The 21,904-nt window shown below is 51.4% G+C and carries 23 protein-coding genes; 16 read left to right on the top strand and 7 right to left on the bottom strand.

Annotation, left to right across the window (positions count from 1 at the left end; all coding sequences use genetic code 11):
- Positions 1–24 precede the first annotated feature (24 nt).
- The 3 genes from ACYVI1_RS20140 to ACYVI1_RS20130 are packed head-to-tail and all read right to left on the bottom strand — an operon-like array spanning position 25 to position 2,601.
- Entirely contained in the window at positions 25–252 is a 228-nt protein-coding gene (locus tag ACYVI1_RS20140; protein ID WP_460912564.1) for a hypothetical protein, read from the bottom strand.
- 22 nt (positions 253–274) lie between these two features.
- Positions 275–2,419: a DDE-type integrase/transposase/recombinase gene (locus tag ACYVI1_RS20135; protein WP_460912563.1), complete on the bottom strand. Its 2,145-nt coding sequence runs from the start codon at positions 2,417–2,419 to the stop codon at positions 275–277.
- Positions 2,416–2,601, bottom strand: a complete 186-nt coding sequence (locus tag ACYVI1_RS20130; RefSeq protein ID WP_460912562.1) for a hypothetical protein — start codon at positions 2,599–2,601, stop codon at positions 2,416–2,418. Before ACYVI1_RS20130 ends, ACYVI1_RS20135 begins: the two co-directional genes overlap by 4 nt.
- A 77-nt stretch (positions 2,602–2,678) precedes the next feature.
- Here ACYVI1_RS20130 and ACYVI1_RS20125 point away from each other — a divergent pair, with 77 nt between their 5' ends.
- The 16 genes from ACYVI1_RS20125 (at position 2,679) to ACYVI1_RS20050 (ending at position 18,521) form a co-directional block, all read left to right on the top strand.
- The gene (locus tag ACYVI1_RS20125) at positions 2,679–3,062 is read left to right on the top strand and encodes a helix-turn-helix domain-containing protein (protein ID WP_460912561.1); all 384 of its coding nucleotides are present in this window, start codon (positions 2,679–2,681) and stop codon (positions 3,060–3,062) included.
- A gap of 113 nt (positions 3,063–3,175) precedes the next feature.
- Complete coding sequence (locus tag ACYVI1_RS20120) at positions 3,176–3,562, top strand: hypothetical protein (protein ID WP_460912560.1); 387 nt, start codon at positions 3,176–3,178, stop codon at positions 3,560–3,562.
- Positions 3,563–3,671: 109 nt separating this feature from the next.
- Positions 3,672–4,097: a hypothetical protein gene (locus ACYVI1_RS20115; RefSeq protein ID WP_460912559.1), complete on the top strand. Its 426-nt coding sequence runs from the start codon at positions 3,672–3,674 to the stop codon at positions 4,095–4,097.
- A gap of 409 nt (positions 4,098–4,506) precedes the next feature.
- Positions 4,507–5,097 carry a hypothetical protein gene (locus ACYVI1_RS20110; RefSeq protein ID WP_460912558.1) on the top strand — a complete coding sequence of 197 codons (591 nt, stop codon included), beginning with the start codon at positions 4,507–4,509 and terminating at the stop codon, positions 5,095–5,097.
- 358 nt (positions 5,098–5,455) lie between these two features.
- Positions 5,456–6,001 (top strand): RNA polymerase sigma factor, encoded by a 546-nt coding sequence (locus ACYVI1_RS20105; protein WP_460912686.1) that lies wholly within the window; start codon positions 5,456–5,458, stop codon positions 5,999–6,001.
- A complete protein-coding gene (locus tag ACYVI1_RS20100) occupies positions 5,976–6,815 on the top strand; it encodes a HEAT repeat domain-containing protein (protein WP_460912557.1) in 840 nt (279 codons plus the stop codon). The genes ACYVI1_RS20105 and ACYVI1_RS20100 overlap by 26 nt, the downstream gene beginning before the upstream one ends.
- A 169-nt stretch (positions 6,816–6,984) precedes the next feature.
- Entirely contained in the window at positions 6,985–7,866 is an 882-nt protein-coding gene (locus tag ACYVI1_RS20095) for a DUF4097 family beta strand repeat-containing protein (RefSeq protein ID WP_460912556.1), read from the top strand.
- The gene (locus tag ACYVI1_RS20090) at positions 7,866–8,714 is read left to right on the top strand and encodes a DUF4097 family beta strand repeat-containing protein (protein WP_460912555.1); all 849 of its coding nucleotides are present in this window, start codon (positions 7,866–7,868) and stop codon (positions 8,712–8,714) included. Before ACYVI1_RS20095 ends, ACYVI1_RS20090 begins: the two co-directional genes overlap by 1 nt.
- A 44-nt stretch (positions 8,715–8,758) precedes the next feature.
- Positions 8,759–9,940 carry a serine hydrolase domain-containing protein gene (locus tag ACYVI1_RS20085; protein ID WP_460912554.1) on the top strand — a complete coding sequence of 394 codons (1,182 nt, stop codon included), beginning with the start codon at positions 8,759–8,761 and terminating at the stop codon, positions 9,938–9,940.
- Between the two features lie 264 nt (positions 9,941–10,204).
- Entirely contained in the window at positions 10,205–10,501 is a 297-nt protein-coding gene (locus ACYVI1_RS20080) for a hypothetical protein (RefSeq protein ID WP_460912553.1), read from the top strand.
- A gap of 130 nt (positions 10,502–10,631) precedes the next feature.
- The gene (locus ACYVI1_RS20075; RefSeq protein WP_460912552.1) at positions 10,632–11,711 is read left to right on the top strand and encodes an OmpA family protein; all 1,080 of its coding nucleotides are present in this window, start codon (positions 10,632–10,634) and stop codon (positions 11,709–11,711) included.
- 238 nt (positions 11,712–11,949) lie between these two features.
- A complete protein-coding gene (locus ACYVI1_RS20070; protein WP_460912551.1) occupies positions 11,950–12,990 on the top strand; it encodes a DUF4097 family beta strand repeat-containing protein in 1,041 nt (346 codons plus the stop codon).
- A gap of 96 nt (positions 12,991–13,086) precedes the next feature.
- On the top strand, positions 13,087–13,434 hold the full coding sequence (locus ACYVI1_RS20065) for a hypothetical protein (protein WP_460912549.1): 348 nt from the start codon (positions 13,087–13,089) through the stop codon (positions 13,432–13,434).
- Between the two features lie 79 nt (positions 13,435–13,513).
- Positions 13,514–16,558: an FAD-binding and (Fe-S)-binding domain-containing protein gene (locus ACYVI1_RS20060; protein ID WP_460912548.1), complete on the top strand. Its 3,045-nt coding sequence runs from the start codon at positions 13,514–13,516 to the stop codon at positions 16,556–16,558.
- 82 nt (positions 16,559–16,640) lie between these two features.
- Positions 16,641–17,711, top strand: coding sequence for a hypothetical protein (locus tag ACYVI1_RS20055; protein WP_460912547.1), 1,071 nt, complete (start codon positions 16,641–16,643; stop codon positions 17,709–17,711).
- A gap of 129 nt (positions 17,712–17,840) precedes the next feature.
- Entirely contained in the window at positions 17,841–18,521 is a 681-nt protein-coding gene (locus tag ACYVI1_RS20050) for a 3-keto-disaccharide hydrolase (protein WP_460912546.1), read from the top strand.
- Between the two features lie 173 nt (positions 18,522–18,694).
- On the opposite strand, the gene ACYVI1_RS20045 is transcribed toward ACYVI1_RS20050, so the two are convergent.
- The 4 genes from ACYVI1_RS20045 to ACYVI1_RS20030 all read right to left on the bottom strand — a co-directional run bounded on the left by ACYVI1_RS20045 (position 18,695) and on the right by ACYVI1_RS20030 (position 21,904).
- Positions 18,695–19,000 (bottom strand): type II toxin-antitoxin system RelE/ParE family toxin, encoded by a 306-nt coding sequence (locus ACYVI1_RS20045; protein ID WP_460912545.1) that lies wholly within the window; start codon positions 18,998–19,000, stop codon positions 18,695–18,697.
- Between the two features lie 197 nt (positions 19,001–19,197).
- Complete coding sequence (locus tag ACYVI1_RS20040) at positions 19,198–20,055, bottom strand: prephenate dehydrogenase (RefSeq protein WP_460912544.1); 858 nt, start codon at positions 20,053–20,055, stop codon at positions 19,198–19,200.
- Complete coding sequence (locus ACYVI1_RS20035) at positions 20,052–21,209, bottom strand: pyridoxal phosphate-dependent aminotransferase (RefSeq protein WP_460912543.1); 1,158 nt, start codon at positions 21,207–21,209, stop codon at positions 20,052–20,054. The genes ACYVI1_RS20040 and ACYVI1_RS20035 overlap by 4 nt, the downstream gene beginning before the upstream one ends.
- Positions 21,210–21,352: 143 nt before the next feature.
- Complete coding sequence (locus ACYVI1_RS20030; RefSeq protein ID WP_460912542.1) at positions 21,353–21,904, bottom strand: NUDIX hydrolase; 552 nt, start codon at positions 21,902–21,904, stop codon at positions 21,353–21,355.

The raw sequence follows: 21,904 nt of genomic DNA, 5'->3' as shown, positions 1-21,904 counted from the left end.
GTTTAAAAGGGTGTTAAATGGCATTTAAGCGACCTTTTCAGGTGTATCCTTAAAGCTGTTTCGTGGTATCCGAACTTCACCTGGTCCGTTCAATACATTCAATAGCTGTGTCGCTTCAGCGCGAACCAGGTCAAACGTGTTATCTAATGGATTTGCCGGGTGATTTGGCGGGGGAACTGGCAATGCGCTCAGATATTGGTTCAGGGAAAGAACCGCCAGTTTTTTTTGGAAGTCATTGATTTCTACGATCATCTCTCATTAGGTTTTATAGTGATTACTGATTGAAAAAGCTGTTGTAAACGTGCGTTTTGGGGTCAAAGGGCACGTCGGATGTGGCTGTTGGCAATACCTTTAATTTGGGCGGCTTAGGTTGCTTTCCCTTCGCTGGAGCCTGAGCATTGGCCGCAATGCTGACACCCATCTGTTCGTAGATAATGGCCGTTTGAACGCTCTCAAATTCTTCTTTGGGTACGCGCCCTCCCAGGTTAAGTAGGTATTCAGGATCGACCGTTGCTGCGTTCACGGCACGTTGCAGATCGGCCCGCTTACGCCCCTCAAACTGTTTTATTTTCTCCTGACGACCGGCCAAACGTGACGGTTCAGCATTCGGGCCATACATCGTAATTGGGGTTGACTCTGCCAGTTCGGTAATGAAGAAATCCGTCACCCGGTCATCGGCTCCGACAGCAAACAGCATTACTTTTGCCGGGTCTGCTTCTTCGTAGCGAATGGCCACGCGCTCATAGCGATACAGTAGGGTTTCATCATAGATTGGGTATTCGTAGCGAACCCCATGCACCTCCTGCTCCAGTCGATTCCGGCGAATGTCCAGCACTTTGGTCATCCAGAAGAGCGATGCCTGATCCCACAATTCGACCGCTACGACGTTGGGCTTTTCGCTTTGCTGGTGAAGCGTAGCCGGGCTAAGGTCTAAGCCTTTATGCTTCCTGGAATAGTAAGAAACAGGCGTCTGACGGTACTCCTCTATACGTTGCCACGCTTCTTGCCAGGCACGGTCAAAATCCCACCCTTCCGCCTTTGCTTCCTTCCTGACTTTTAGCAGGTATTCGGGCGACCGATGGGCATACGAACGAGTAGACATAATGCCTTGCCCATAGTAGTACTTCGACTTCGACAGAAATACCGTTTGCAGGGTGTCGAACCAGCGTTCTAAGAGTGCTTTGCCCGTTGCTTTATGGGTACACACCAGGTTGACGCCCTTGCGCTCCATCGCATCAAGAATCGACTGCATTTCATCGGATAAATGCCCTGGAAAGCGGTCATAAACCAGCGTGTGAGGCAGATAGCCCGTCGATTTGACCGCCATTTTAAGGGCGTTGGTGTAGGCCCAACGGTCTTCTTTGGTGTCGAAATGAACGCCTACGATGTCGCCAGAATAGGCATCCCGAACGGCAATGATGTACAAAAAGGCGTATTTACCCTTCTCCGTCGTCTCATGCTCAATCATGTTGACGCGGGTAGCGTCCATCATCCAGCAATCCCCCGCGTACATGGCCCTGGCCATCGTAATGCTATGGGTGTACCGGCCTGCCTGTTTGGTGCCAGTGCCAAAGCGGGGTTCAGCGGTTAGCTGCTTCATTTGGCCACTGGCTAAGACCTGGCTAAACCAGCTATTGGAAGGCACGTCCCGCCCAACGATCCGACAGACTTCCGAAATCTTACGAATGATATAAGCGTTCGGGTCATTAGTGCCCTGCATCCTGGCCATTGCAATCCAGGCCATTAGTTCGGCATCGCCAGCGAACTTGTCACGCGACTTGTTACCCTCACGAGGGAGCCGGATCACCTCTGTGATTGGCTGTGGCTCTACGCCAGGCTTACCGAAACGCTGTACTACTTTTTCCTTCAGGCGAATCGGGTTAAGCGGTAGATACTGGTTCCCTTTCGGGAAATAGAAATTATAGTTGTCATCCTGCTTCAGCCAGGCTTCAACTTCATAGTACATCTTGTAACTCTTTGGGTCAATATCCCGCTCCTGGATGTAGGTGCCAATGCGCTCGACCACAGCAGCCGCCCGCGCCAGGCAGGTTTGGGTTTTGAGTGCCGCCCGGCTTGTATCATCAGCCGGGTATAGTCCACAATACCGACGAAACCCGGTAGTTAGGGCAATTTCAACCAACTCAGTGATCCGCCGTTCGCTCAAAACTTCAGCCGACTTTTTGGCCGCAATTTCCCAGGGTTCCAGACCACCACACAGCACCCGGCGAACGATGGATTGGTACTTGGGAGCCATCGTGTCGTAGCGAATCAAACGCTTGCGCCGGTCGTCTGGATCAGCTATGGATTCCCACTGAGGGGACTCGCGTCTAATGCCCTGACGCACAGTGACTTCGTTGATATTACACAACTCCGTTAGCTCCGCAAAGCCGGTGTACCATATGTCGGCTATACACTTCACAGTCCAAGATTCTGGTTAGCAGTTGCGACTTTTTTAGCGGTTTCCAGTACGTCTTTATGGAGCTTTGCAGTAGGCCGACCAAGCAAAATATTTGCGTACTTTCTTGATATACCCAGCATCTCACCAACCTTCGACATATCGCCGTTCCGTAAATGCGATTTGATTTCCTGTACTGTTTCCATTTCTTTTGTTACCGAGTGACAACAGTACAATATTCATCGAATAATTTGATATATCAAAATTTTTGATAAGTTATTTCATGGTTTATTTTGGAAGTAATCTTCGTAAACTAAGGCAATCCAAGAAGTGGACACAGGACAAAATGGCCACTCTGCTGAATGCCAGGCCAAATACTATCTCAAACTATGAAACAGGCACGTCTTATCCTGACTTCAATACATTGGTGACAATAATCAAATTATTTGATATTAATGCGGATACTCTGCTCTTTAAAGACCTTACTGAAGGCTCAGAGATGAGCCATGAGGCACGAAGTCAGGCAGGGGCGACCCCCAGTGCAGAAAAAAACATATACGAACAGAGATTGGCAGATAAAGACAAGGTGATTGCCGCCTTAGAAGATAGTGTTGCGCTTTATAGAGATATGTATCAGGCAGCTAAAAGCAGCCAGGCGAGGGGCTGACAATTGTTTTAAATTATAAAAAAAATTAATAAAAACATATGAGTAGACCTATGTTTATTAATAAGGCGAAGTGGTTAAGTTTGTGTTACTTTTTTTCTAAACTTTATCAATAAATGATTGGAACGCCTACTCTCAACGAAGTCACCTGTACCATTAAAATTGAAGTTAGTGCCAATGTCCTACCCAGTGCTTTTAGAACTTATTTGAAAGTCAGAAAGCCGCATTTCATCCAGTTCACCAATGCGTTTAAACTTCAAATACCCGAATTTTATTACCGTATTGGGGGCGTAGATGTAGATGAGGTGGACCATTTACCGGATGAAGTGGGGAAGATGCAGTTTTCCCTACTTGTGGAGTCCCAAGCAGTACTAAGCCCGGAACGAGCTAAACATTTAGCTCAGGCAGCAAACGCATTTACAAGCTATTGGGAAGTGGGGGAGATCGCCAGGCATCAAAGCCTGACTGTAATGATGGATGGGAATCCGGTAGAATTGGATTAAAGCCATTCAGTATGTATCGCTAAATGTATCGCTAAATGTATCGCTAATTTCAAATGTAAAAATTAGCGATACATTTTAAGCCCTTTAAACCATCTTTTTGACTATAACCATGAACACATCTACACCCTCTCAAAACAGCCAAAACCCCTTTGTACGCAAACTGGCCATAGTTCTCGTAGCCATAGCCGTACTTCTTTGGGCTGCAATCTTCGCCTTTTCGGATAAAACGCCTGAAATCCCCTCGCCAACGGCCAAAAAGACCCTGAATATCGGTGATATAGGAATTATCCGTATTGGACTACCAGCAGGCTTAAATAAGGACGCTTACGACGAAATACAGACGTTTGCAGCCGCAAAGGACACCGATGGCTTAAATGGGCTACTTCAGAGCGGAAAAGCCGTATTTGTGGACAATAACAGCCAGGTAAAGGTGATTGAGCTTGGTTTCGCTAAGAAGCGGGTTCGTCTACTCTCTGGAGACCATAAAGGAGCCGCTGTGTGGGTGCCAAACGAGTTTGTGGAGTCAGAGCAGTAAGCCCCATTTAAAGGCTATTTAAGCCATAAAAAAGCCTTGCAGCGGGATGTTTCTGCAAGGCTTTTCCAATTTTATACCTGGTTTTCCGGGTTCCTGGTCCTATTTCTCCAACCTTAATGCAAAGCCGATCCAAGTTTTTACATTTGGTGCTTCTGGGTTCATTTTATAACTGCCTGATAATCAGATTCGGGCAAAAAATAAAAGAAACCTTCTTTTTACAATTAGAAGTACCCCTTATACGCCCCCTGCTTAAAACCCTTGTCCGCTGTCGTACAAAATTTGTCCGATTGCGGACATTTTGTATACATACTCAGTATAAAGTGTCTGTAAATCAGATAACTATGGACTTGGCACGATGATAGAGGGAGTATTTCTACTTATCTAAACAAGCAACCTATTCTGCCGATTTATGAAAACGCTATGTACGCTCTTACTGGTTGGTATTAGCTTCTGCGCCGTAGCGCAACGGTCATCCAGCAAACACATAACGACCGATGGTCGGCAGCTTCACATTCGGGTTGACATTGAGGAGCCTAATCGCTCCGTCCATTACAGCCGCTCATTCGATGTGGCGGATATGGAAGCAAAGGCAGTAAAAGCACTGGAGAGTCAAATCCTCGACTCATTGGATCAGGCGCCATCCAATCAGTACAAGACCGCCGTTGTTGAGAAGAAGCACGAAGCAAAGTCAACGAAAACTCAGTGCAGCGAGCAGACAGCCTCAGTCCGGAGCGCAGAAGCAACTGCTGCAACAACTGCCGAATCGATGCAGGCAAGCACCGACTCATCGCTCTCGCCGAGTGACGTGGCACCATCGTCGGTGCTGGTTCGGGAGGATAAAGAGAATGGGCGGCTCTGGATGCAATACACCTTCCAGAAGGACGGAGAGGAGTTAATCATCGAGCGCACGGCCAACGTAATTGGCAAAACTGAGCGTGAAAAACAGGCCATCATTAAAGAAACCGAACGTAGTTTCGGCATCAGGACCGGGAATCAGTAATATAGCAGGGGGCAGGGAGCAAGGGGTTTCAGCCATCAGGCGCTTCGGCTGCGTTTATAAATGTTGAGAGAAGAATACGTCTCACTGAATTGGTTTACACGTTAATTTCTGAGTTATACCACAAAAGCTGCCCACCTGAGCAGCTTTTGTGTTTTCAGGCGGTCGCGCTGTGTGTGGAGCGGGGAGCAGGGAGCAGGGAGCAGATTCTGCGTCGCATGACATCCCCGCACTCTGCCCCCTGCCCCCTGCAAATAAATTTACCTTTTTCTGTAACCTCCCCAACTTCGCGAAGTTTCCAGTTCAAAACCCACTAAACCTTCTTCTTACACGCTTGAACGCTCTGACAGATAATGCGCTTATGCTGCAGGTAAAGGCAGGCCGAATGGATACGATGGGGTTGCTTTTCGAGCGATACCACCGTCCGCTGTTCGGGTTCCTTTTTCACATGACAGGGCAACGCGAAGCCAGTGAGGATATGCTGCAAACGGTGTTTTATCGGATGCTGAAATACCGCCATACGTTCACCGGCGAGGGCGAGTTCAGAAGCTGGATGTATCACCTGGCCCGGAACGTTCTGGTCGACTATAACAAACAAAATAAGCGGTCGGCGCAGCAATATGACCTGGCCGATGTGGCCGACAAAATTGGCGGTGGACCAGCCGCCGACGAGCGGCTCCAGAAAGAACAGGAACTGGATATGCTGCATCGGGCAATGGCGAAACTCAGCACCGACAACCGCGAAGTATTGGTGCTGAGCCGATTCCAGGAATTGAAATATGAGGAGATCGCGCGGGTGTTGAACACAACGGAGGGGGCAGTGAAAGTACGGGTGCATCGCGCCATGAACGAGTTAAAGAAAATTTATCTGACGATTGAAAATGGAACGACTGCCTATAAACTGTGAACAAACACAGGAACAGTTTACCGAATGGCTTAGCAATCAATTACCCGATGCCGAACGAGCCATTATGGAAACGCACCTCGCCCAATGCCCGGCCTGCCGGGCCGAGGCAACGGGGGCGCGGGCAGTTTGGCAACGCATGGGAACGTTACCCATGCCGGAACCCAGCCCAACTGCCCGGATTCGGTTTCAGGCCATGCTCGATACGTATAAAGATACCGTTATAGCTGAAGAGGAAAGCGTTTTCGAAAACCTGTTCACGAAACTGCGACTGCTTTGGACCCCTACATCCGCGTTTCGCCTGGCATATAGTTTTGCTCTACTGAGTGTTGGTATAGCCGTCGGCTATTGGTTTCAGCGTTCCAGCACGCCCGTAGTAGCGTATCAACAGCAGCAGATAGACACCCTATCGACGCAGGTGCAGGAAATGCGCCAGATGATGCTGCTCTCGCTTCTGGAGAACCCGGCAGCTTCTGAGCGGCTCCGGGCTGTTAGTTACACGGAAGACATCAGTCAGGTAAATGAGCAAGTAGTCGACGCATTGCTGACAACACTCAACAACGACCCAAACGTGAATGTGCGGTTGGTGACGCTGGAGGCCCTGGCCAAACTGGCCGATAACCCAAACGTGCGGGAAGGCTTAGTGCAGTCCATTACCCGGCAGGAATCGCCGTTGGTGCAGTCGGCGCTGGCCGACGTGATGGTGAACCTGCAGGAAAAAAAGTCCATTAAACCGCTCCGGCAACTTCTCCGCGACGATAAGCTGAACCACTTGGTCAAGGGTAAAATTGAGCAAAGTATTCGGGACTTGTCCTGAACTTATTAGCCACCGATTTTAATCGGTGGAATGGGAAAAGAAGCGATGCCATAAAAACCGTTTAAACGGTTTCGCACCAGGTCGTTTTCATACACCGGCCCAACGTTAAAACGCTGGGCTGACAGATGCTCTCTAAAGGCCTTATTCACAGACAAATCCAAACAAACCGATGAAACCATTCGTAATCCCCGCGCTGGTGGGGCTGGTACTCTCTTGTACCCAATCGCCGGCAACCGCTCAGGAATTCAAGGAGCACATCAGTAAAGAATTTACGGTATCGAAAGCGGCCAACAGTTCGCTGGCTATCTATAATATCAACGGCTTCATTAAAGTCGAAGGCTACTCGGGCGATAAGGTCGTGCTGGAAATTGATAAATCCATTACCGCCAAAAACAACCAGGACCTGGAAACCGGCAAGAAGGAATTTCAGCTTCAGGTTGAGCAAAAAGGCGATAGCGTTATCGCCTACATTGCCGAGCCGTTCGATTCGCGGCCCCGACGTAACCGGCGCAATAACAGTGCAGCGGACCGCTGGAACAACGACCGGGACGTCGACTATGATTTCACGCTCAATTTCACGGTGAAAGTTCCAAAGGGGCTGAATTTAGTCGTTTCGACCGTGAATGGGGGCAATGTGACCGTCAAGGATGTAGACGGAGCACTAAAGGCGCGTAATGTGAACGGGGCCATCGCCCTGACGAACGTGAAAGGAACGACCGATGCCCACACCATCAATGGAAACGTGGATGTCGACTATGTAGCGAACCCACCCGAAAACTCGTCGTACTACACTCTCAACGGCAATATTAACGTGAGCTACCCGGCTAATCTCTCTGCTGATTTACAGTTTAAAACGTTTCAGGGTAAGTTTTTTACCGACTTTCCCAACACCGAGGTGCTGCCCGTGCAGGCCATTAAAACAACCCGGCAAACCGGCACCGGCACGGTGTATAAACTCAACAAAAACACGGCCATCCGCATTGGCAGTGGCGGCAAGACATTCAAGTTTGAAACCTTCAACGGAAGCATTTACATAAAAAAACAATCCTGATGAAAACGAATAAATTGATACCTGGATTAATTGTTATAGGGCTGCTTGCCACGGGTCCACTGGCCGCGCAGAATGACGTGAAAGAGCAGTTGGTTGTTCCGCTGAGTGACCCAGCCAAGCCCGGTTCCCTGCATGTAGGCCTCATCAACGGCTCAATAAACATAATTGGGTACGCTGGTAAAGAGGTTGTTATCGACATTGTGGCGAGTGAAAAACGCGGTAAACGGGGCGACGACATGAGCGACGACCGTTCCGACAAGGCCGCTAACGGAATGAAGCGCATTGCTATGGGGATGCCCCTCGACGTGAGCGCCGAAGAGCGGGCGAATGTGGTTGATGTACACGCCAATTCCATTAAACACGCTGTCGATTTAACGATTAAAGTGCCGCAGCGATTTTCGCTCAAGGTCAGTACGGTTAATAACGGCAACATCGAGATTGAGAATGTGAATGGCAATCTGGAAGTTAGCAACGTCAATGGGTATGTTCACCTGACCAATGTTTCCGGTTCGGCCGTAGCCAGTACGGTAAACGGCAATCTGATTGCCTCCTTCAAAACCATTGATTCGGGCACACCCATGGCGTTTTCTACGCTGAACGGCAATGTCGACGTAACCTTTCCGGCTTCGGTGAAAGCGAACAGCAAACTTAAATCGGACCGGGGTGATATCTACAGCGACTTCGATATCGACGTAGATAAAAACCAGCCGAAAGTGAGCCGCACCAGCCAGTCGGGCATGTATCAGGTGAAAATTGAGGATTGGGTGTACGGCAAAATCAACGGGGGCGGCCCGGAAGTCATGATGAAAAACATGAACGGCAATATTTATATCCGCAAAGCGAAGTAAAGTCATAACCTGGCCGGGCTGGCTACACAAATAAACCATTCCTCATGAACGTCTGGCTCATTTCCTTCCTTCTGCTGGTGGCCCTGGAGTCAGGGTCTGTCAGTCCGATCCGGCCCGCGTCAATAGCTGCGTTCCCAGAAATGGCTTCGACAGACAACCCCTTGAAAAGTTCGGTTGATTCCATCGTTGAGCAGGCCGCCCAGCGGTTCATGGCGGCACCGCAGGCCGTAGGGCTTTCCATCGGCATTCTGAAAGCTGGACGAACCTACGTGTATAATTACGGTACGGTCGAAAAAGACCGGCAACAACTCCCAACCAGCCGAACGATATACCCCATTGCGTCCATCACCAAAACGGTTACCGGCGCTTTGCTGGCACAGGCCGTCGTTGAAAAGAAAGTGAAACTGGACGATGATGTTCGTTTATACCTGACGGGCGAGTATCCGAATCTGGCGTATCAGGGGCAACCGATTCGGTTGTTTCATTTGATCAATCACCGGTCGGGTTTGCCGTTTCTGTTGCCGGATCGCCCGGAAGCGTTCACAAATACCACTACGCCCGCTTCGGCGGTTGGCATGCAGCGCCTGCGCCCCTATACCCAAACTGATTTTTACGCCGATTTGCATAGGATTAGATTAGACACCGTACCGGGGTATACGTTCAGGTATTCCAACACGGGCGCTCAGTTACTGGGGTATATTCTGGAGCAGGTATATGGCCAATCGTATGAAACGCTCGTGCGCCTGAAACTAACCCAGCCGCTGGCCATGCCCGACACAAAGATTACGCTGGCTCCGTCGGACCGGACTCGTTTTGCCAAAGGGTATAATTGCAAAGGGGAGTTCATGCCGAACATTGCCGATCAACTCCAGGCAGCGGGCGCCCTGAAATCGACCGTTACCGACATGCTGAAATACAGCCAATGGAATGTGGCCGAACAGAGCGAAGCGGCCAAGCTGGTGCATCGGCCAACCTGGGGAAATACAAGCCGGTATTCGGCAGGGTTGAACTGGCAAATGCTGCAATCCTTCGGTTACCGGGTCATTTGGCAGGATGGTAACATCCCTGGTTTCAGCAGTTTGTGCGTCAACTACCCCGAATTAAACATGGGTATCGTTGTGCTCTCCAACGAATGCGACCGCACGACGGCTTCCCGAATTATTACACTGGCCAATCAGGTCGCAGGAACGATAGATGAACGGGCAGTAAGGCTGCCTGATGAATAGAATCAAGAAACCGGCACGGGCAAAAAGTCATCCTTTTGCACCTGCGAATTTGGATGTCCGCTAATGAACGTAACGTGTCCGATTTCGGACACGTTACGTTCATTTTATTTTTATAATGTGGTTACTGTCAGATACTTATAGTACTGGTATAACATTTGGGCTGTTCAGTAGAGATACCCCTTTATCAGCGGTAAAAATCATTCACTATCTGGCTGTCAAGTTAATCACAACCGACCGGCATCACCCCTTAACCGTAAAAAAACTATGTCATACATCGCTATACCTATCTCTTCGCTTCCCGGCAAACAGGACATCGAAATCGACGTAACCATCAACGGGCAGAAACAGGCGCTGCATTATCGGGTAGAATTGTTTTATTGGGGCGACTGCCGGGTGCCGACCTTCGACCGGGTCGAGTGTATCCAGCAACTCTTAGCCGAGTACGACCGGGACTGGACCCTTTATTACATCGGCTCACCAACCGACGAGTTCGTGCCCATCACGTTCGTTAGGAAAGAAGATTTAATCAAACAACGAGCTTTGCTAAGGGCCAGGGCTTAGAAAGCAGCATGGGGTTTCATCAGGAAACCTTCACATCGAAATACGTACATTCAGTTGATTTTTTAGCCTTCTGTACGAATCTGCACCGCCGGTTTCGCGAAACGTTCATCTTTGCCGCAAAGGCTTACGGATGAAATCAATAGCGACACCTGGGGTACTATTCTTGTGGCTGGTGGCTGGGCAACTACTCGCTCAGCCGGGCCTGAAGGGAGACTATTATACCGGAATAAATTTCGAACGGAAAGTATTTACCCGCGTTGATCCTCAACTCAACTTCGACTGGAGAAACCATAATCCCGGTCCCGGTATTCCGCATTCCTATTATTCTATCCGTTGGACGGGTAAACTGCTGGCACCCGCCACGGGAGAATATCGGTTTTACGCTAAAGTTGACGATGGCATTCGCATTTGGGTAGGTAACAAAAAAGTGATGGACTCCTGGCAGTTGAATGATTCGCAAAACTTCAGTGGTACTGTCGCACTGGAAGCAGGTCACTATTACGATTTACGGGTAGATTACTTCAACGATATGCTGGAAGGGGAAATCCAACTTTTCTGGCAACGCCCCGATGCCAAAAAGACATTCCTGGATCGGTTCAGCAAGCCCAGCGACCCCATAACAGCACAGTATTTCTCTCAAAAACCATCCTCCGTTATTGTTCCCCAAAAACCAGCAAAACCCGTTGCCACCACCTCAATAGCAAGTTCGACTCCACCAAAACGTCTTCCCAGGAAACGCCCGGCAATCGTCGGGCCGCAACCCGTTCTCAGCCCGCCACTGTCGAAAACCACAGCCAGTGCTGATACAGTGACTGCCTCAGTCGCACCGATTCGCCAACCACCCACCGAACCGCCTATTGACATTAAGTCGGGCGCAACTCTCGTTTTGCATAACGTGCAGTTCGAGCAAAGCAGCTACGTATTGCTGTCCGAATCGTCGGCTGAGTTGGATAGGGTAGTGGGGGCCATGAAGGCCAATCCGACCTGGCACATTACCATTATGGGCCACACCGATAATGTGGGCGATGCCCGGCTAAACCTGACCCTGTCGGAGCATCGGGCTAAAGTCGTGGCGGCTTACCTGAAACGGCACGGCATTGCCGATGAGCGCATTACGGCAACTGGTTTTGGCGGCACGCGCCCCATTGCCGCCAACGAAACCGAAGCCGAACGGCGTAAAAACCGGCGGGTCGAGATTACTATCAACTAAACTGAGGCAGAATCCATCCGTGAACTGTCCGCCGGCGAACACGACTTGTCCACCAACGGACAAGTTTATTTTTAATGTATTCAGTACTTTCCTGATTATCAATAAGTTGATTTCATGGCACGGCTCTTGCCAAATATTATCTGAACGCATTGACGACCGGGTCAATGCAGAAACCATCAGGCGTCGTGCAACCTTCTCAAACAGAACGGCATCTTTCAGCCATAAACAAAACATCCTTATGAAACGCAACCAGTTCTTCCTCACTCTGTTGGGCGCAGCCACTCTTTCCCTAACCGCTCTCGCTGATAACCGCGACGACCGGGATACGCCCTACCAAACCAAAACCTTTTCGGGGAAAATCAACGCTGTGCGGGCCGAAACGTCGGGCGGCAGCCTGAGCATTGAAGGCGGAACCGACATGAACGCCAAAGTTGAAATGTTTGTACGGTCTAACAATGGAAACAACAACCTCGACAAAGCCGAAATCGAAGAGCGGCTGCGTGATTATGACATTACCATCGCGCAGGAGGGAAGTACCATTGTGGCCACTGCAAAACGTCGGAACAACGACCGCGACTGGAAGCGGTCGCTGAGCATCAGCTTCAAATTCTATACGCCCCGTAACGTCGACACGGATCTACGCACATCGGGCGGCAGTCTTCATTTGTCCACCCTAACGGGCACCCAAAAATTCCGCACCAGTGGCGGCAGCCTGCACCTGACCGATCTGGAAGGCGATATCAATGGCCAAACGTCGGGCGGCTCAATTCATATGGACCGTTGCCGGAAAGATGTGGACCTGCAAACATCGGGCGGGTCGATTCATGCCAAAGCCTCATCGGGCAAGATGCGGCTGCATACGTCTGGTGGCAGCATTCAACTGACCGACCTGAAAGGCAGCATCGACGCCCAAACCAGCGGTGGTAGTGTACAGGGCGAGGACATCGAAGGCGACATCAAAGCCAGTACGTCGGGCGGGTCGGTGCGGCTCATGAACGTGGCGGGCAGTATTGATGCCAGCACCAGCGCGGGGGGCGTCGATGTGAGTATTACTAAATTAGATGGCCCCGTCCGGCTAACAACCAGTGCGGGTAATGTTCGGGTGAAAATGCCCCTCAACAAAGGTATTACGCTGAATTTGAGCGGCAACCATATCAAAGTTCCCCTCAACAATTTCAGTGGCGACACCGAAAAAGACCACATTAAAGGCACCCTGAATGGGGGCGGCATTCCCGTTACGCTTTCGGCCAGCAGCGGCAGCGTGTATGTGAACCAGTAGGGAATGAAAAATGTAGAATGAATAATGGGTAATGAACAATGCTCGTCTAAGATGGCTAATCATTATCCATTATTCATTCTACATTTTTCATTACATATGAATTCGACTTTCTTCGACCGTCGGCTACTCCTTAATCTCGGCCTGACACTTCTCAGCAGCGTACTCATTCTGCTGTGCATCAAAGTTACCCACACTATTCACCTTCCTTATTTCATTACACCCGCACTGGCGGCAGGCATTGGGTTCCTGGAGCCACGAAAAGGCTGGTTTCTGGCCCTGGTTCAGGCGATTACCATCTGGATTGGCTACATGGTTTTTGTTCCCACGCCCGACGGCCCCGCCGACCGTGATATTGAAAACTTCGGACTCTACGGCTCCATGATTCTCACATTTGTCGGCAGTTTTATTGGCGGCTTGCTCAAGCGGGCGCTGGACCGGGGGTAAGGGGCTGAACAGAAGCGACTATTTCCAACATCGCATGTCGGTTTTCGTATCTTTACAAGCCGTTTAGAACGTGACCGTTATGTTCCTCCTGACTCAGAAACTGCCCTTTGCTACCCTAATGCCCTCCTTCGAGGGGGATCTGTATTTCGACGAATCTCCTGAACACACCGCCCAGCGAATTCTTTATGCAACCGATGCGTCGGTCTATCAGGAAATGCCCATCGCCGTGGCCCTGCCCAAATCCGTTGCTGATATTAAACTGCTGCTTCGGTTTGCCCGGCAGCATAAACTGGGCCTGATTCCCCGCGCGGCTGGCACGTCGCTGGCAGGGCAGGTGGTAGGGAGCGGCATTGTGGTCGATATTTCCAAATACTTCGGTCAGATTCTGGAAACGAACGCGACTGAGCGTTGGGTACGCGTTCAGCCGGGCGTTATCCGCGACGACCTCAACGCTTTCCTCAAACCACACGGGCTATTGTTTGGCCCCGAAACCTCGACCGCCAGCCGGGCTATGATTGGCGGCATGGTTGGTAACAATTCCTGCGGGCTGCATTCCATCATCTGGGGCACCACCCGCGATCACCTGCTCGAAGTTCGGGCCATTCTGAGCGATGGGGCCGAAGCAACGTTTGGCCCACTCACGCCCGAACAGTTCGATGCTAAATGCCGGGGCGAAAACGTCGTCAGCCCGCTCGAACAACGGCTGTACGTTCAGTTTCGGGACTGGCTGTCAACGCCAGAGGTTCAGCGCCATATCCGCGAAGGCTATCCCAAACCAACCGTCACCCGCCGGAACACGGGCTATGCGCTGGATGCGTTAGTGCCGTTTTTTGAGGAGGGCGCACGAAGCACGGTGCAGGGAACTAAAGGCACGAAGACTGAGGCTTTCCCTGCCCCGCGCCCCCTGCCCCCTGCCTTCAATTTCGCCCACCTCATTGCTGGCTCCGAGGGCACGCTTTGCTTCATCACCGAGGCTAAACTAAATCTATTACCGCTGCCGCCTAAAGAAACCGCGCTGGTTTGCGGCCATTTTTCGACCATTCGCCAGTCGCTCGAAGCGAATCTGGTCGCGTTGGCGCACGGTTGTTCGGCATCTGAATTAGTCGATGATTACATTCTCGAACTGACCAAAACAAACATCGAGCAACTCAAAAACCGGACCTTTGTGGAAGGCGACCCGAAGGCTATTCTGATGGTCGAGTTTTTTGATGATACAACTCAGGGTGTAGCAAAACGGGCAAAAGCGTTTGTCGATGAATTGCAGAAAAAAGGGCTGGGCTATGCGTATCCGATTTTGTTCGATGAAGAGACCAAAAAGCCCTGGGCATTGCGAAAAGCCGGCCTGAGTATCATGTACAACATTCCCGGTGCTGACAAGCCCGCCAACGTGGTTGAGGATACCGCTGTCGATGTGCGCGACCTGCCCGACTACATCGAGGAGTTGGATCGCATGGCCTGGGAACAGCACGGCCTGAAATTAGAATACTCGGCCCATGCCGGAGCGGGCGAAATTCACGCCCTGCCGCTCATCAACCTCAAGTCGTCGGAAGGGCGCGCCAAGTTTCGGGCGTTGCTGATGGATACGGCGCAGTTGGTCAAAAAATATGGCGGGTCTTTGTCGGGCGAACACGGCGACGGGCGGCTGCGGGGCGAGTGCATCGCATTTATGCTCGGCCCCGAAAATTACCAGTTGTGCAAAGAAGTTAAAGCCCTCTGGGACCCGCACAGCACGTTCAACCCCGGCAAAGTGGTCGATACACCCCCCATGAACGAGTCGCTGCGCTCAGAAGCCGACGTGGTCATTCCACAGCCGAGAACTGTTTTCGACTTCTCGAAAGATGGTGGTCTGCTCGAACTGGCCGAAAAATGCTCCGGCTCCGGCGACTGCCGTAAAACTGAAATTTCGGGCGGAACCATGTGCCCCAGTTACATGGCTACCCGACGCGAACGCGATACGACGCGAGCGCGGGCCAACATCCTGCGGCACTTTTACAGCAACACCCAACACCCAACAGACCACGACTACGAAGCCGTTAATGACGTACTGGATTTATGCCTGTCGTGCAAAGCCTGCAAAGCCGAATGCCCGTCGAGTGTGGACATGACACGCATGAAAGCCGAATTCACGCAGCAGAAATACCGCGAAAACGGCATTCCCCTGCGCGCGAGATTGGTTGGCAACTTCACGAAACTGATGTCGCTGGCGAGTATAGCGCCCTGGGTCTATAATGCAATTTATGACACGCCTGCCCTGCGCCGAATTGCCAACCAGGCCGTGGGTTTCCACCCCAACCGGACTATGCCGGAACTGGCAGGAAAGACGTTACGGAAGTGGGTGCGGGGCAGAGGGCAGGGGGCAGGGAGCACGGGGCAGGGAACAGGGAGCGCAAATACCCCGCCCCGCGTCCTGCTTTTCGCCGACGAATTCACGAACTACAACGATGTTGAAGTCGGGCAGAAGGCGGTTCAGTTACTGGAGCGTTTAGGCTATGCCGTTACCATCCCTGAGCACGTTGAGAGTGGCCGAACCTACTTGTCGAAAGGGCTGGTCGATGAGGCAAAGAAAATAGCCATCAAAAACGTAACGCTGCTTAAAGACCTGGTTACTGATGAAAGCCCACTGATTGGTCTGGAGCCATCGGCCATTCTGACCTTCCGCGATGAGTACCCGGATCTGGTTCCGGCGGAGTTGAGAGCCGATGCCCGGCGCATTGCCAAAAATACATTTCTGTTTGAGGAATGGCTCGCCCGCGAAGCAGAAGCCGGACGTATTGACCGAAGCCTGTTCACAACCGAAGTCCGGCTTGTGAAAGTACACGGCCATTGCCACCAGAAGGCCCTGTCGTCAATGATTCCGGTGAAGAAAGTGCTGTCGCTGCCCAAAAACTACAACGTGCAGTTGATTCCATCTGGCTGCTGCGGTATGGCGGGTTCATTTGGTTACGAAACCGAGCACTACGACCTGTCGATGCAAATTGGTGAACTGGTGCTTTTTCCTGCCGTTCGCCAGGCCGAAACTGCGATCATTTCAGCCGCCGGTACCAGTTGCCGCCATCAGATTAAAGACGGAACGGGTCGCAAAGCGCAGCACCCCGCCGAAATTTTGTTCGACGCATTAACGTAACGCGGACGGAGGACGGCCGCGTTACGAAAAACCTTTTCGGCTCCCGGTGGTTTTCCATACACCTAAAACATTCACAATAATTATGGAAAACAACGCAAATCTTTCCGATGGAGCCAGACAGGCCGATACCGTCTCCAGCGAACATGCCGAAACGATGTTCGGTGCCGACCAGGCCGAAACCAACATGGTGAAGTTGGTGGATGGCAAATTAGTCTCAATGGGCGACACTGAATCCGATGTTTCTGAGGATATGCCCCGCATTCGGCTGGGCAGCGACGAGGAACGGGCGTTACAGGGCGACGATAAAAAGAAATACGAAAACTCCGAAGCCGCCCTGCGTGCAGGTACGATGTTCGACCCATCGGTCATGCCCGACGACCCTATTGCCGTTGGCGATATTACGGGCAATCCGGATGCTGGCTCAACGGTAAATACAGGACTGCCTTCGGAAAATGAATCAGATACCAATGCCGACCTAAACGACAAAACAACGCCAACAAATTCGTTTGGCGGCTGGAATTCCATAGGAGGAAATCAGGAGTCTGGAAACCGGAACGGTGTCAGCTATCCGGGTGGTGATATGATTCCGCCAACGCCGGGCACTCCCGACCCAATGCAGCCAGTGCCGGGCATTCCCGAAACCCCACCCGCTCCACCAACGCCCGGCCCTGAAATTCCCGACCTGCCCGGTTCGCCAAATCCGGTTACGCCCGAAATTCAGGAACCAAGTCAGCCCGACCGGTCCCACGAAATAAACTCCCGGATTAGCAGTACGTTTACCTCATCAGCACCGGGCGTTCGGCAACCCGATGACCTGAAACCGGGCGAAGCCGTACCGGGAACACAGTATGAAGGGTTAGCGGCCGGCGCAACGGCAGCACCCGGAACCGAAGAGGGCATGGAAGATAAACCAGACACCGGCGACTCGGCGCGCCCCTATGATGTAAATGCGAAAGATACCACCGAAAACCAGCCCGGTGAACGCCCCGAAGAGGCACAGGAAGCGGAGACGTTTCCCCGCGAGATGGCCGACGAAAGCAGCATTACGGCGCAGGACATGATTTCGGGGCCAGACCGATCCGACCAGAAGTCGACCGAAGGGCTTGACCGAAAATACAACGACCCGCAGGCGGCCCGCGAAATGGCCAGTTGATTTTAGTTAAACGCAAAGAGCGCAAAGCAATGTGCAAAGGTCGCCGGGAAACCCCCTTTAACGACTTTTGCGTTTTTCTTTGCGCTCTTTGCGTTTAAAATATACCTTTATCCTAAACTTCTAAACTCCATGAAACGATTATTTCTGCTCTCCATTCTGTTTAGCCCACTTGCCTTTATAGCGCCCCCAAAGTGGACCTCTCTGTTTGATGGGAAAACGATTAAAGGGTGGCACAGCTACCAGAAAAATAGCGTTGTTGGCTGGTATGTTGAAGAGGGCGCCATGACGCCCGACGGCACCGGGGGCGACCTTGTGACCGATAAAGAATACGAAAATTTTGAGCTGGAATTCGAGTTTAAAATCCCCAAAGGCAGCAACAGCGGTGTTGTTTATAAAGTAACTGAAAGCCCCGACATTAAGACGACTTATATGTCGGGTCCTGAGTTTCAGGTGATTGACGACAAAGGCTATTTAGACGGGGAGGGTAAACTCTATAAACTGAAAGACAGTCAGTTATCGGGTGCTAACTACGACGTCATCGCTCCATCCGATTTGTCGGTGGTGAAATCTGCCGGAGACTGGAATAAAGGCCGGATTCTGGTTAACAACAACCACGTTGAGCATTACCTGAACGGCAAAAAAGTTGTCGAGTACGAATATGGCTCCGACAACTGGAAAGCATTGGTTGCCAAGAGTAAATTTGCGAATTGGCCTTATGCAACAGCTCATGCTAAAGGCAAAATTGCCCTGCAAAACCACAGCCCCAAAGAGCGCGTCTGGTACCGGAATATCCAGATTCGGGAATTGTAATTGACAGACAAACGAAAATGCCCTGGGTGCTAAGCACCCAGGGCATTTTCGTTTCCTGTACTAATTTGTCGGCTTATTAACGCCTAAAATTCACCGCTTGTCGATGCCGTCGAGCAGCCGCCAGATCACGTTGGCCCGCGCATGAAGTCGAGCGATATAGTCAATACTGAAAATCACTCAGCTTCGAAAAATCGCTCCGACATATCCCGTGAACTATGCTGAATGGTAATAATGTCAATCTGCGTGGGGCTAACCATTTTATAGACAATCCGGTAGGATTTATGAACTAACTCATGCAGATATGGAAGATTAAATTCAGGTACTTTACGGCCCATTTCCGGCTGATGGCGAAGTAGATCAGCTTTAGCAATGAGTGTATCCTGTAAATGGCTGGCATAGCCTGGGGAATAATGGGCGTGATATTCGCCAATGGCATCAAGGTCAGCAACTGCCCGATTCGTGAACGGTATGCTGACCATTTCTGTAAACGCTGGCGTACTTCGTCAAGTGGTATCGTTTCTCCCCGCTCCGACTGAAGCAGTCCTTCCTGCACATTCTGAACAAACAATAAACGTTCGATCAGTTCTTCTACTGGAAATTCATCCGGCATTTTTTCTACTGATTCCTGTGCGGCTGCCTTTGTCATAGCTTTATTTTTTTATGTAATATACCAAAATTACCGCTTCTCGATGCCGTCGAGCACCCGCCGGATTACGTTGGCCCGCTGCATGAAGTCGAGCGAGGTGTTCATGTCCTGATTATCGATTACCTGCTTAAACTGCTGTAAAAATTCGATGTAAGCGGCCAGCGCGTCGGAAACGTTGGCCCGGTTCTGGTCGAAAATGGGTGCCCACATCTGCGGAGAGCTTTTCGCCAGCCGCACCGTCGAACTGAAGCCGGTGCTGGCCATATCGAAGATAGCCTGCTCATCTTTTTCTTTTTCGAGTACCGTCAGGCCGAGGGCAAACGCGCTGATGTGGCTCAGGTGCGAAACATAGGCCAGATGCAGGTCGTGCTCCTGCGGGGTCATGTAGAACAACTTCATGCCAATGTCCCGAAACAGGCTTTCGGTCAGGGTCAGGCTGTCGGGATGGCTTTTCTCACGGTCGCAGATGATCAGGTTTTTGCCGGGCAATAACTCCCGGAAAGCTGCGCCCGGACCGGAGTTCTCCGTGCCCGCCATTGGGTGAGCCGCCACAAACTGTGCCCGTTTCGGATGCGCGTCGGCTACGTCGCAGATTGTGCCTTTTGTCGAACCCAAATCAACAACGGTTGCGCCCGTTGGCAGGTGGTCGAGAACAGTTGGCAACAGGTCGATGATGACGTTGACCGGTGTTGCCATCACAACCAGCGTACTTTGGGCAATGGCATCGGCTAAGGGCAATACGTCATCGACAATGCCCTTGGCTAAGGCCAACTGACCGTTCACAACCGACGCATCGACCCCGATAAACCGCATTTTCGGGTATTTTTCGCGCACGGATAAGGCGAAGGAGCCGCCGAGTAAACCTATTCCTATAATGCTAATTGTCATACCCGTATACGCTTTGTTGCTTCCTCAATACGCTCTTTATTAACACATAATGATACCCGAATGTACCGGTTTCCTTTTGGACCGAAAATAAAGCCGGGTGCAATGAAAACGTGTTTGTTCGCCAGTAAATCATCGACAAATACTTCTGCTGACTCCACCGAATCGGGCAGTTTGGCCCAGATAAAGAGCCCTTCCTGATCGCTCGTATAGGTACATCCCAGCGTATTGAGCAGCGCCTGAACAGCCTCTAATCGGCCCTGATAGACGGCATTGCGCTCACGATGCCATTCGTCGGAGTTGGTGAGGGCTTCGGTGGCTGCGTCCATCAGGGGCTTAAACTGGCCCGAATCGACGTTGCTTTTGATCGTTAGCACGGCATCGACGTAGCCTTTAGCTCCAGCCATCCAGCCAATGCGCCAGCCCGCCATGTTGTGCGATTTACTCAATGAATTCAACTCGACACTTACGTCCTTTGCCCCATCCACCGACAGCAGACTAATGGGCGGCTTTTTGTTCAGAATCAGGCTATACGGATTGTCGTGGCACAGCAATACCCGATGGTCGTGAGCAAACCGCACCGCCCGCTCAAACAGGGCATGAGTCGCCGGCGCGCCGGTGGGCATGTGCGGGTAGTTCAGCCAGATAATTTTGGTTGTATCGGTTAGTAAGTCCGTCATAGCCTCCCAGTCGGGTTGCCAGCCGCCCTGTTCGAGCAGGGGGTATTGCTGAACATTGGCCCCAACCATACGGCTTACCGCGCGATAGGCCGGATAGCCAAGTTCGGGTACGAGCACGCCATCGCCGTCGTTCAGGAACGTCAGCGAAAGGTGCGTAATGCCTTCTTTGGAGCCAATTAGTGGTAAAACTTCGGTGTCCGCATCAAGCGTAACGCCATAGGTATGCTGATAAAAGCCAGCAATGGCCTGGCGCAACGGGGGCGTGCCTTTGTAGGACTGATACCCGTGTGCTGTTGGCTGTTGCGCCGACTTTGTTAGCGTATCCAGCGTATTGGCTGAGGGCGTCATGTCGGGGTTGCCGATGCCGATGTTGATCACATCGTGACCAGCCGCCTGAAGACGACGCACTTCGGCTAATTTAACGGAAAAGTAATATTCCTGTGTTTGGTCGGCACGGTGGGCCAGGGGGATAATCATAACCGGGATTTTTCTGATTGATCGGACCGACTTTGACTTACAGCCAGGCCATCATACCAATTTGGGCAGCAAAGATAGTCGCCGGGTTGATGCTATAAATCATCAGGCATAGACATAATCAAAATCAACGTTGGCCAGCTAAATTAACGTTGAGAGAAGTATTTCAGCAACGGAGCCAGATGAAGACTTTGCATCATTTCGCCGGTATTAATAATCTCTAACGCCCGTTCCGGTGAAACAACATGCACCGTAATTTCTTCAGTCGTTTCCAGGTGCTGCCCCTGTTTCAGGTCAACGCCCGTCGCCAGAAACGCGTGCGTCAGGTTGGCGTGGGTGCCGGGATTAGCCGAGAGTGTCATTAAGTGCTCCCAGTGCCCTCCGCCAAAGCCGGTTTCTTCCAGTAGTTCGCGCTGAGCCGCCACAAGCGGGTCTTCGCCGGGATCGACCACGCCCGCACAGAGTTCGTAATGGACGCCCGCAATGCCGTGCCGGTACTGCCGAATCAGCACCAACTGCCCGGCGGTGGTAACGGCGACTACGTTGATCCAGTCGGGATATTCAAAGATGAAATAGTTAGGAATAGCGCCCCCGCTTTCCATCCGAATGGCATCTTTCCGAACCGTAAACCAGGGTAATTGATGAATGTATTCAGAGGATTCGATCTGCCAGGGCCGGGGATCATTGTCGTGTTGCAT

The organism is Spirosoma areae (assembly GCF_054781775.1).
The sequence above is the reverse complement of the archived record's forward strand: the minus strand, read 5'-3'. Positions and strand labels throughout refer to the sequence as shown.

What these genes read in the sequence shown, in the direction of transcription:
- ACYVI1_RS20140 (WP_460912564.1), bottom strand. Translation starts at nt 252, where the DNA reads ATGATCGTAGAAATCAATGACTTCCAAAAAAAACTGGCGGTTCTTTCC.
- ACYVI1_RS20130 (WP_460912562.1), bottom strand. Translation starts at nt 2,601, where the DNA reads ATGGAAACAGTACAGGAAATCAAATCGCATTTACGGAACGGCGATATG.
- ACYVI1_RS20125 (WP_460912561.1), top strand. Translation starts at nt 2,679, where the DNA reads ATGGTTTATTTTGGAAGTAATCTTCGTAAACTAAGGCAATCCAAGAAG.
- ACYVI1_RS20120 (WP_460912560.1), top strand. Translation starts at nt 3,176, where the DNA reads ATGATTGGAACGCCTACTCTCAACGAAGTCACCTGTACCATTAAAATT.
- ACYVI1_RS20115 (WP_460912559.1), top strand. Translation starts at nt 3,672, where the DNA reads ATGAACACATCTACACCCTCTCAAAACAGCCAAAACCCCTTTGTACGC.
- ACYVI1_RS20110 (WP_460912558.1), top strand. Translation starts at nt 4,507, where the DNA reads ATGAAAACGCTATGTACGCTCTTACTGGTTGGTATTAGCTTCTGCGCC.
- ACYVI1_RS20105 (WP_460912686.1), top strand. Translation starts at nt 5,456, where the DNA reads ATGCTGCAGGTAAAGGCAGGCCGAATGGATACGATGGGGTTGCTTTTC.
- ACYVI1_RS20100 (WP_460912557.1), top strand. Translation starts at nt 5,976, where the DNA reads ATGGAACGACTGCCTATAAACTGTGAACAAACACAGGAACAGTTTACC.
- ACYVI1_RS20095 (WP_460912556.1), top strand. Translation starts at nt 6,985, where the DNA reads ATGAAACCATTCGTAATCCCCGCGCTGGTGGGGCTGGTACTCTCTTGT.
- ACYVI1_RS20090 (WP_460912555.1), top strand. Translation starts at nt 7,866, where the DNA reads ATGAAAACGAATAAATTGATACCTGGATTAATTGTTATAGGGCTGCTT.
- ACYVI1_RS20085 (WP_460912554.1), top strand. Translation starts at nt 8,759, where the DNA reads ATGAACGTCTGGCTCATTTCCTTCCTTCTGCTGGTGGCCCTGGAGTCA.
- ACYVI1_RS20080 (WP_460912553.1), top strand. Translation starts at nt 10,205, where the DNA reads ATGTCATACATCGCTATACCTATCTCTTCGCTTCCCGGCAAACAGGAC.
- ACYVI1_RS20075 (WP_460912552.1), top strand. Translation starts at nt 10,632, where the DNA reads ATGAAATCAATAGCGACACCTGGGGTACTATTCTTGTGGCTGGTGGCT.
- ACYVI1_RS20070 (WP_460912551.1), top strand. Translation starts at nt 11,950, where the DNA reads ATGAAACGCAACCAGTTCTTCCTCACTCTGTTGGGCGCAGCCACTCTT.
- ACYVI1_RS20065 (WP_460912549.1), top strand. Translation starts at nt 13,087, where the DNA reads ATGAATTCGACTTTCTTCGACCGTCGGCTACTCCTTAATCTCGGCCTG.
- ACYVI1_RS20060 (WP_460912548.1), top strand. Translation starts at nt 13,514, where the DNA reads ATGTTCCTCCTGACTCAGAAACTGCCCTTTGCTACCCTAATGCCCTCC.
- ACYVI1_RS20055 (WP_460912547.1), top strand. Translation starts at nt 16,641, where the DNA reads ATGGAAAACAACGCAAATCTTTCCGATGGAGCCAGACAGGCCGATACC.
- ACYVI1_RS20050 (WP_460912546.1), top strand. Translation starts at nt 17,841, where the DNA reads ATGAAACGATTATTTCTGCTCTCCATTCTGTTTAGCCCACTTGCCTTT.
- ACYVI1_RS20045 (WP_460912545.1), bottom strand. Translation starts at nt 19,000, where the DNA reads ATGGTCAGCATACCGTTCACGAATCGGGCAGTTGCTGACCTTGATGCC.
- ACYVI1_RS20040 (WP_460912544.1), bottom strand. Translation starts at nt 20,055, where the DNA reads ATGACAATTAGCATTATAGGAATAGGTTTACTCGGCGGCTCCTTCGCC.
- ACYVI1_RS20035 (WP_460912543.1), bottom strand. Translation starts at nt 21,209, where the DNA reads ATGATTATCCCCCTGGCCCACCGTGCCGACCAAACACAGGAATATTAC.
- ACYVI1_RS20030 (WP_460912542.1), bottom strand. Translation starts at nt 21,904, where the DNA reads ATGCAACACGACAATGATCCCCGGCCCTGGCAGATCGAATCCTCTGAA.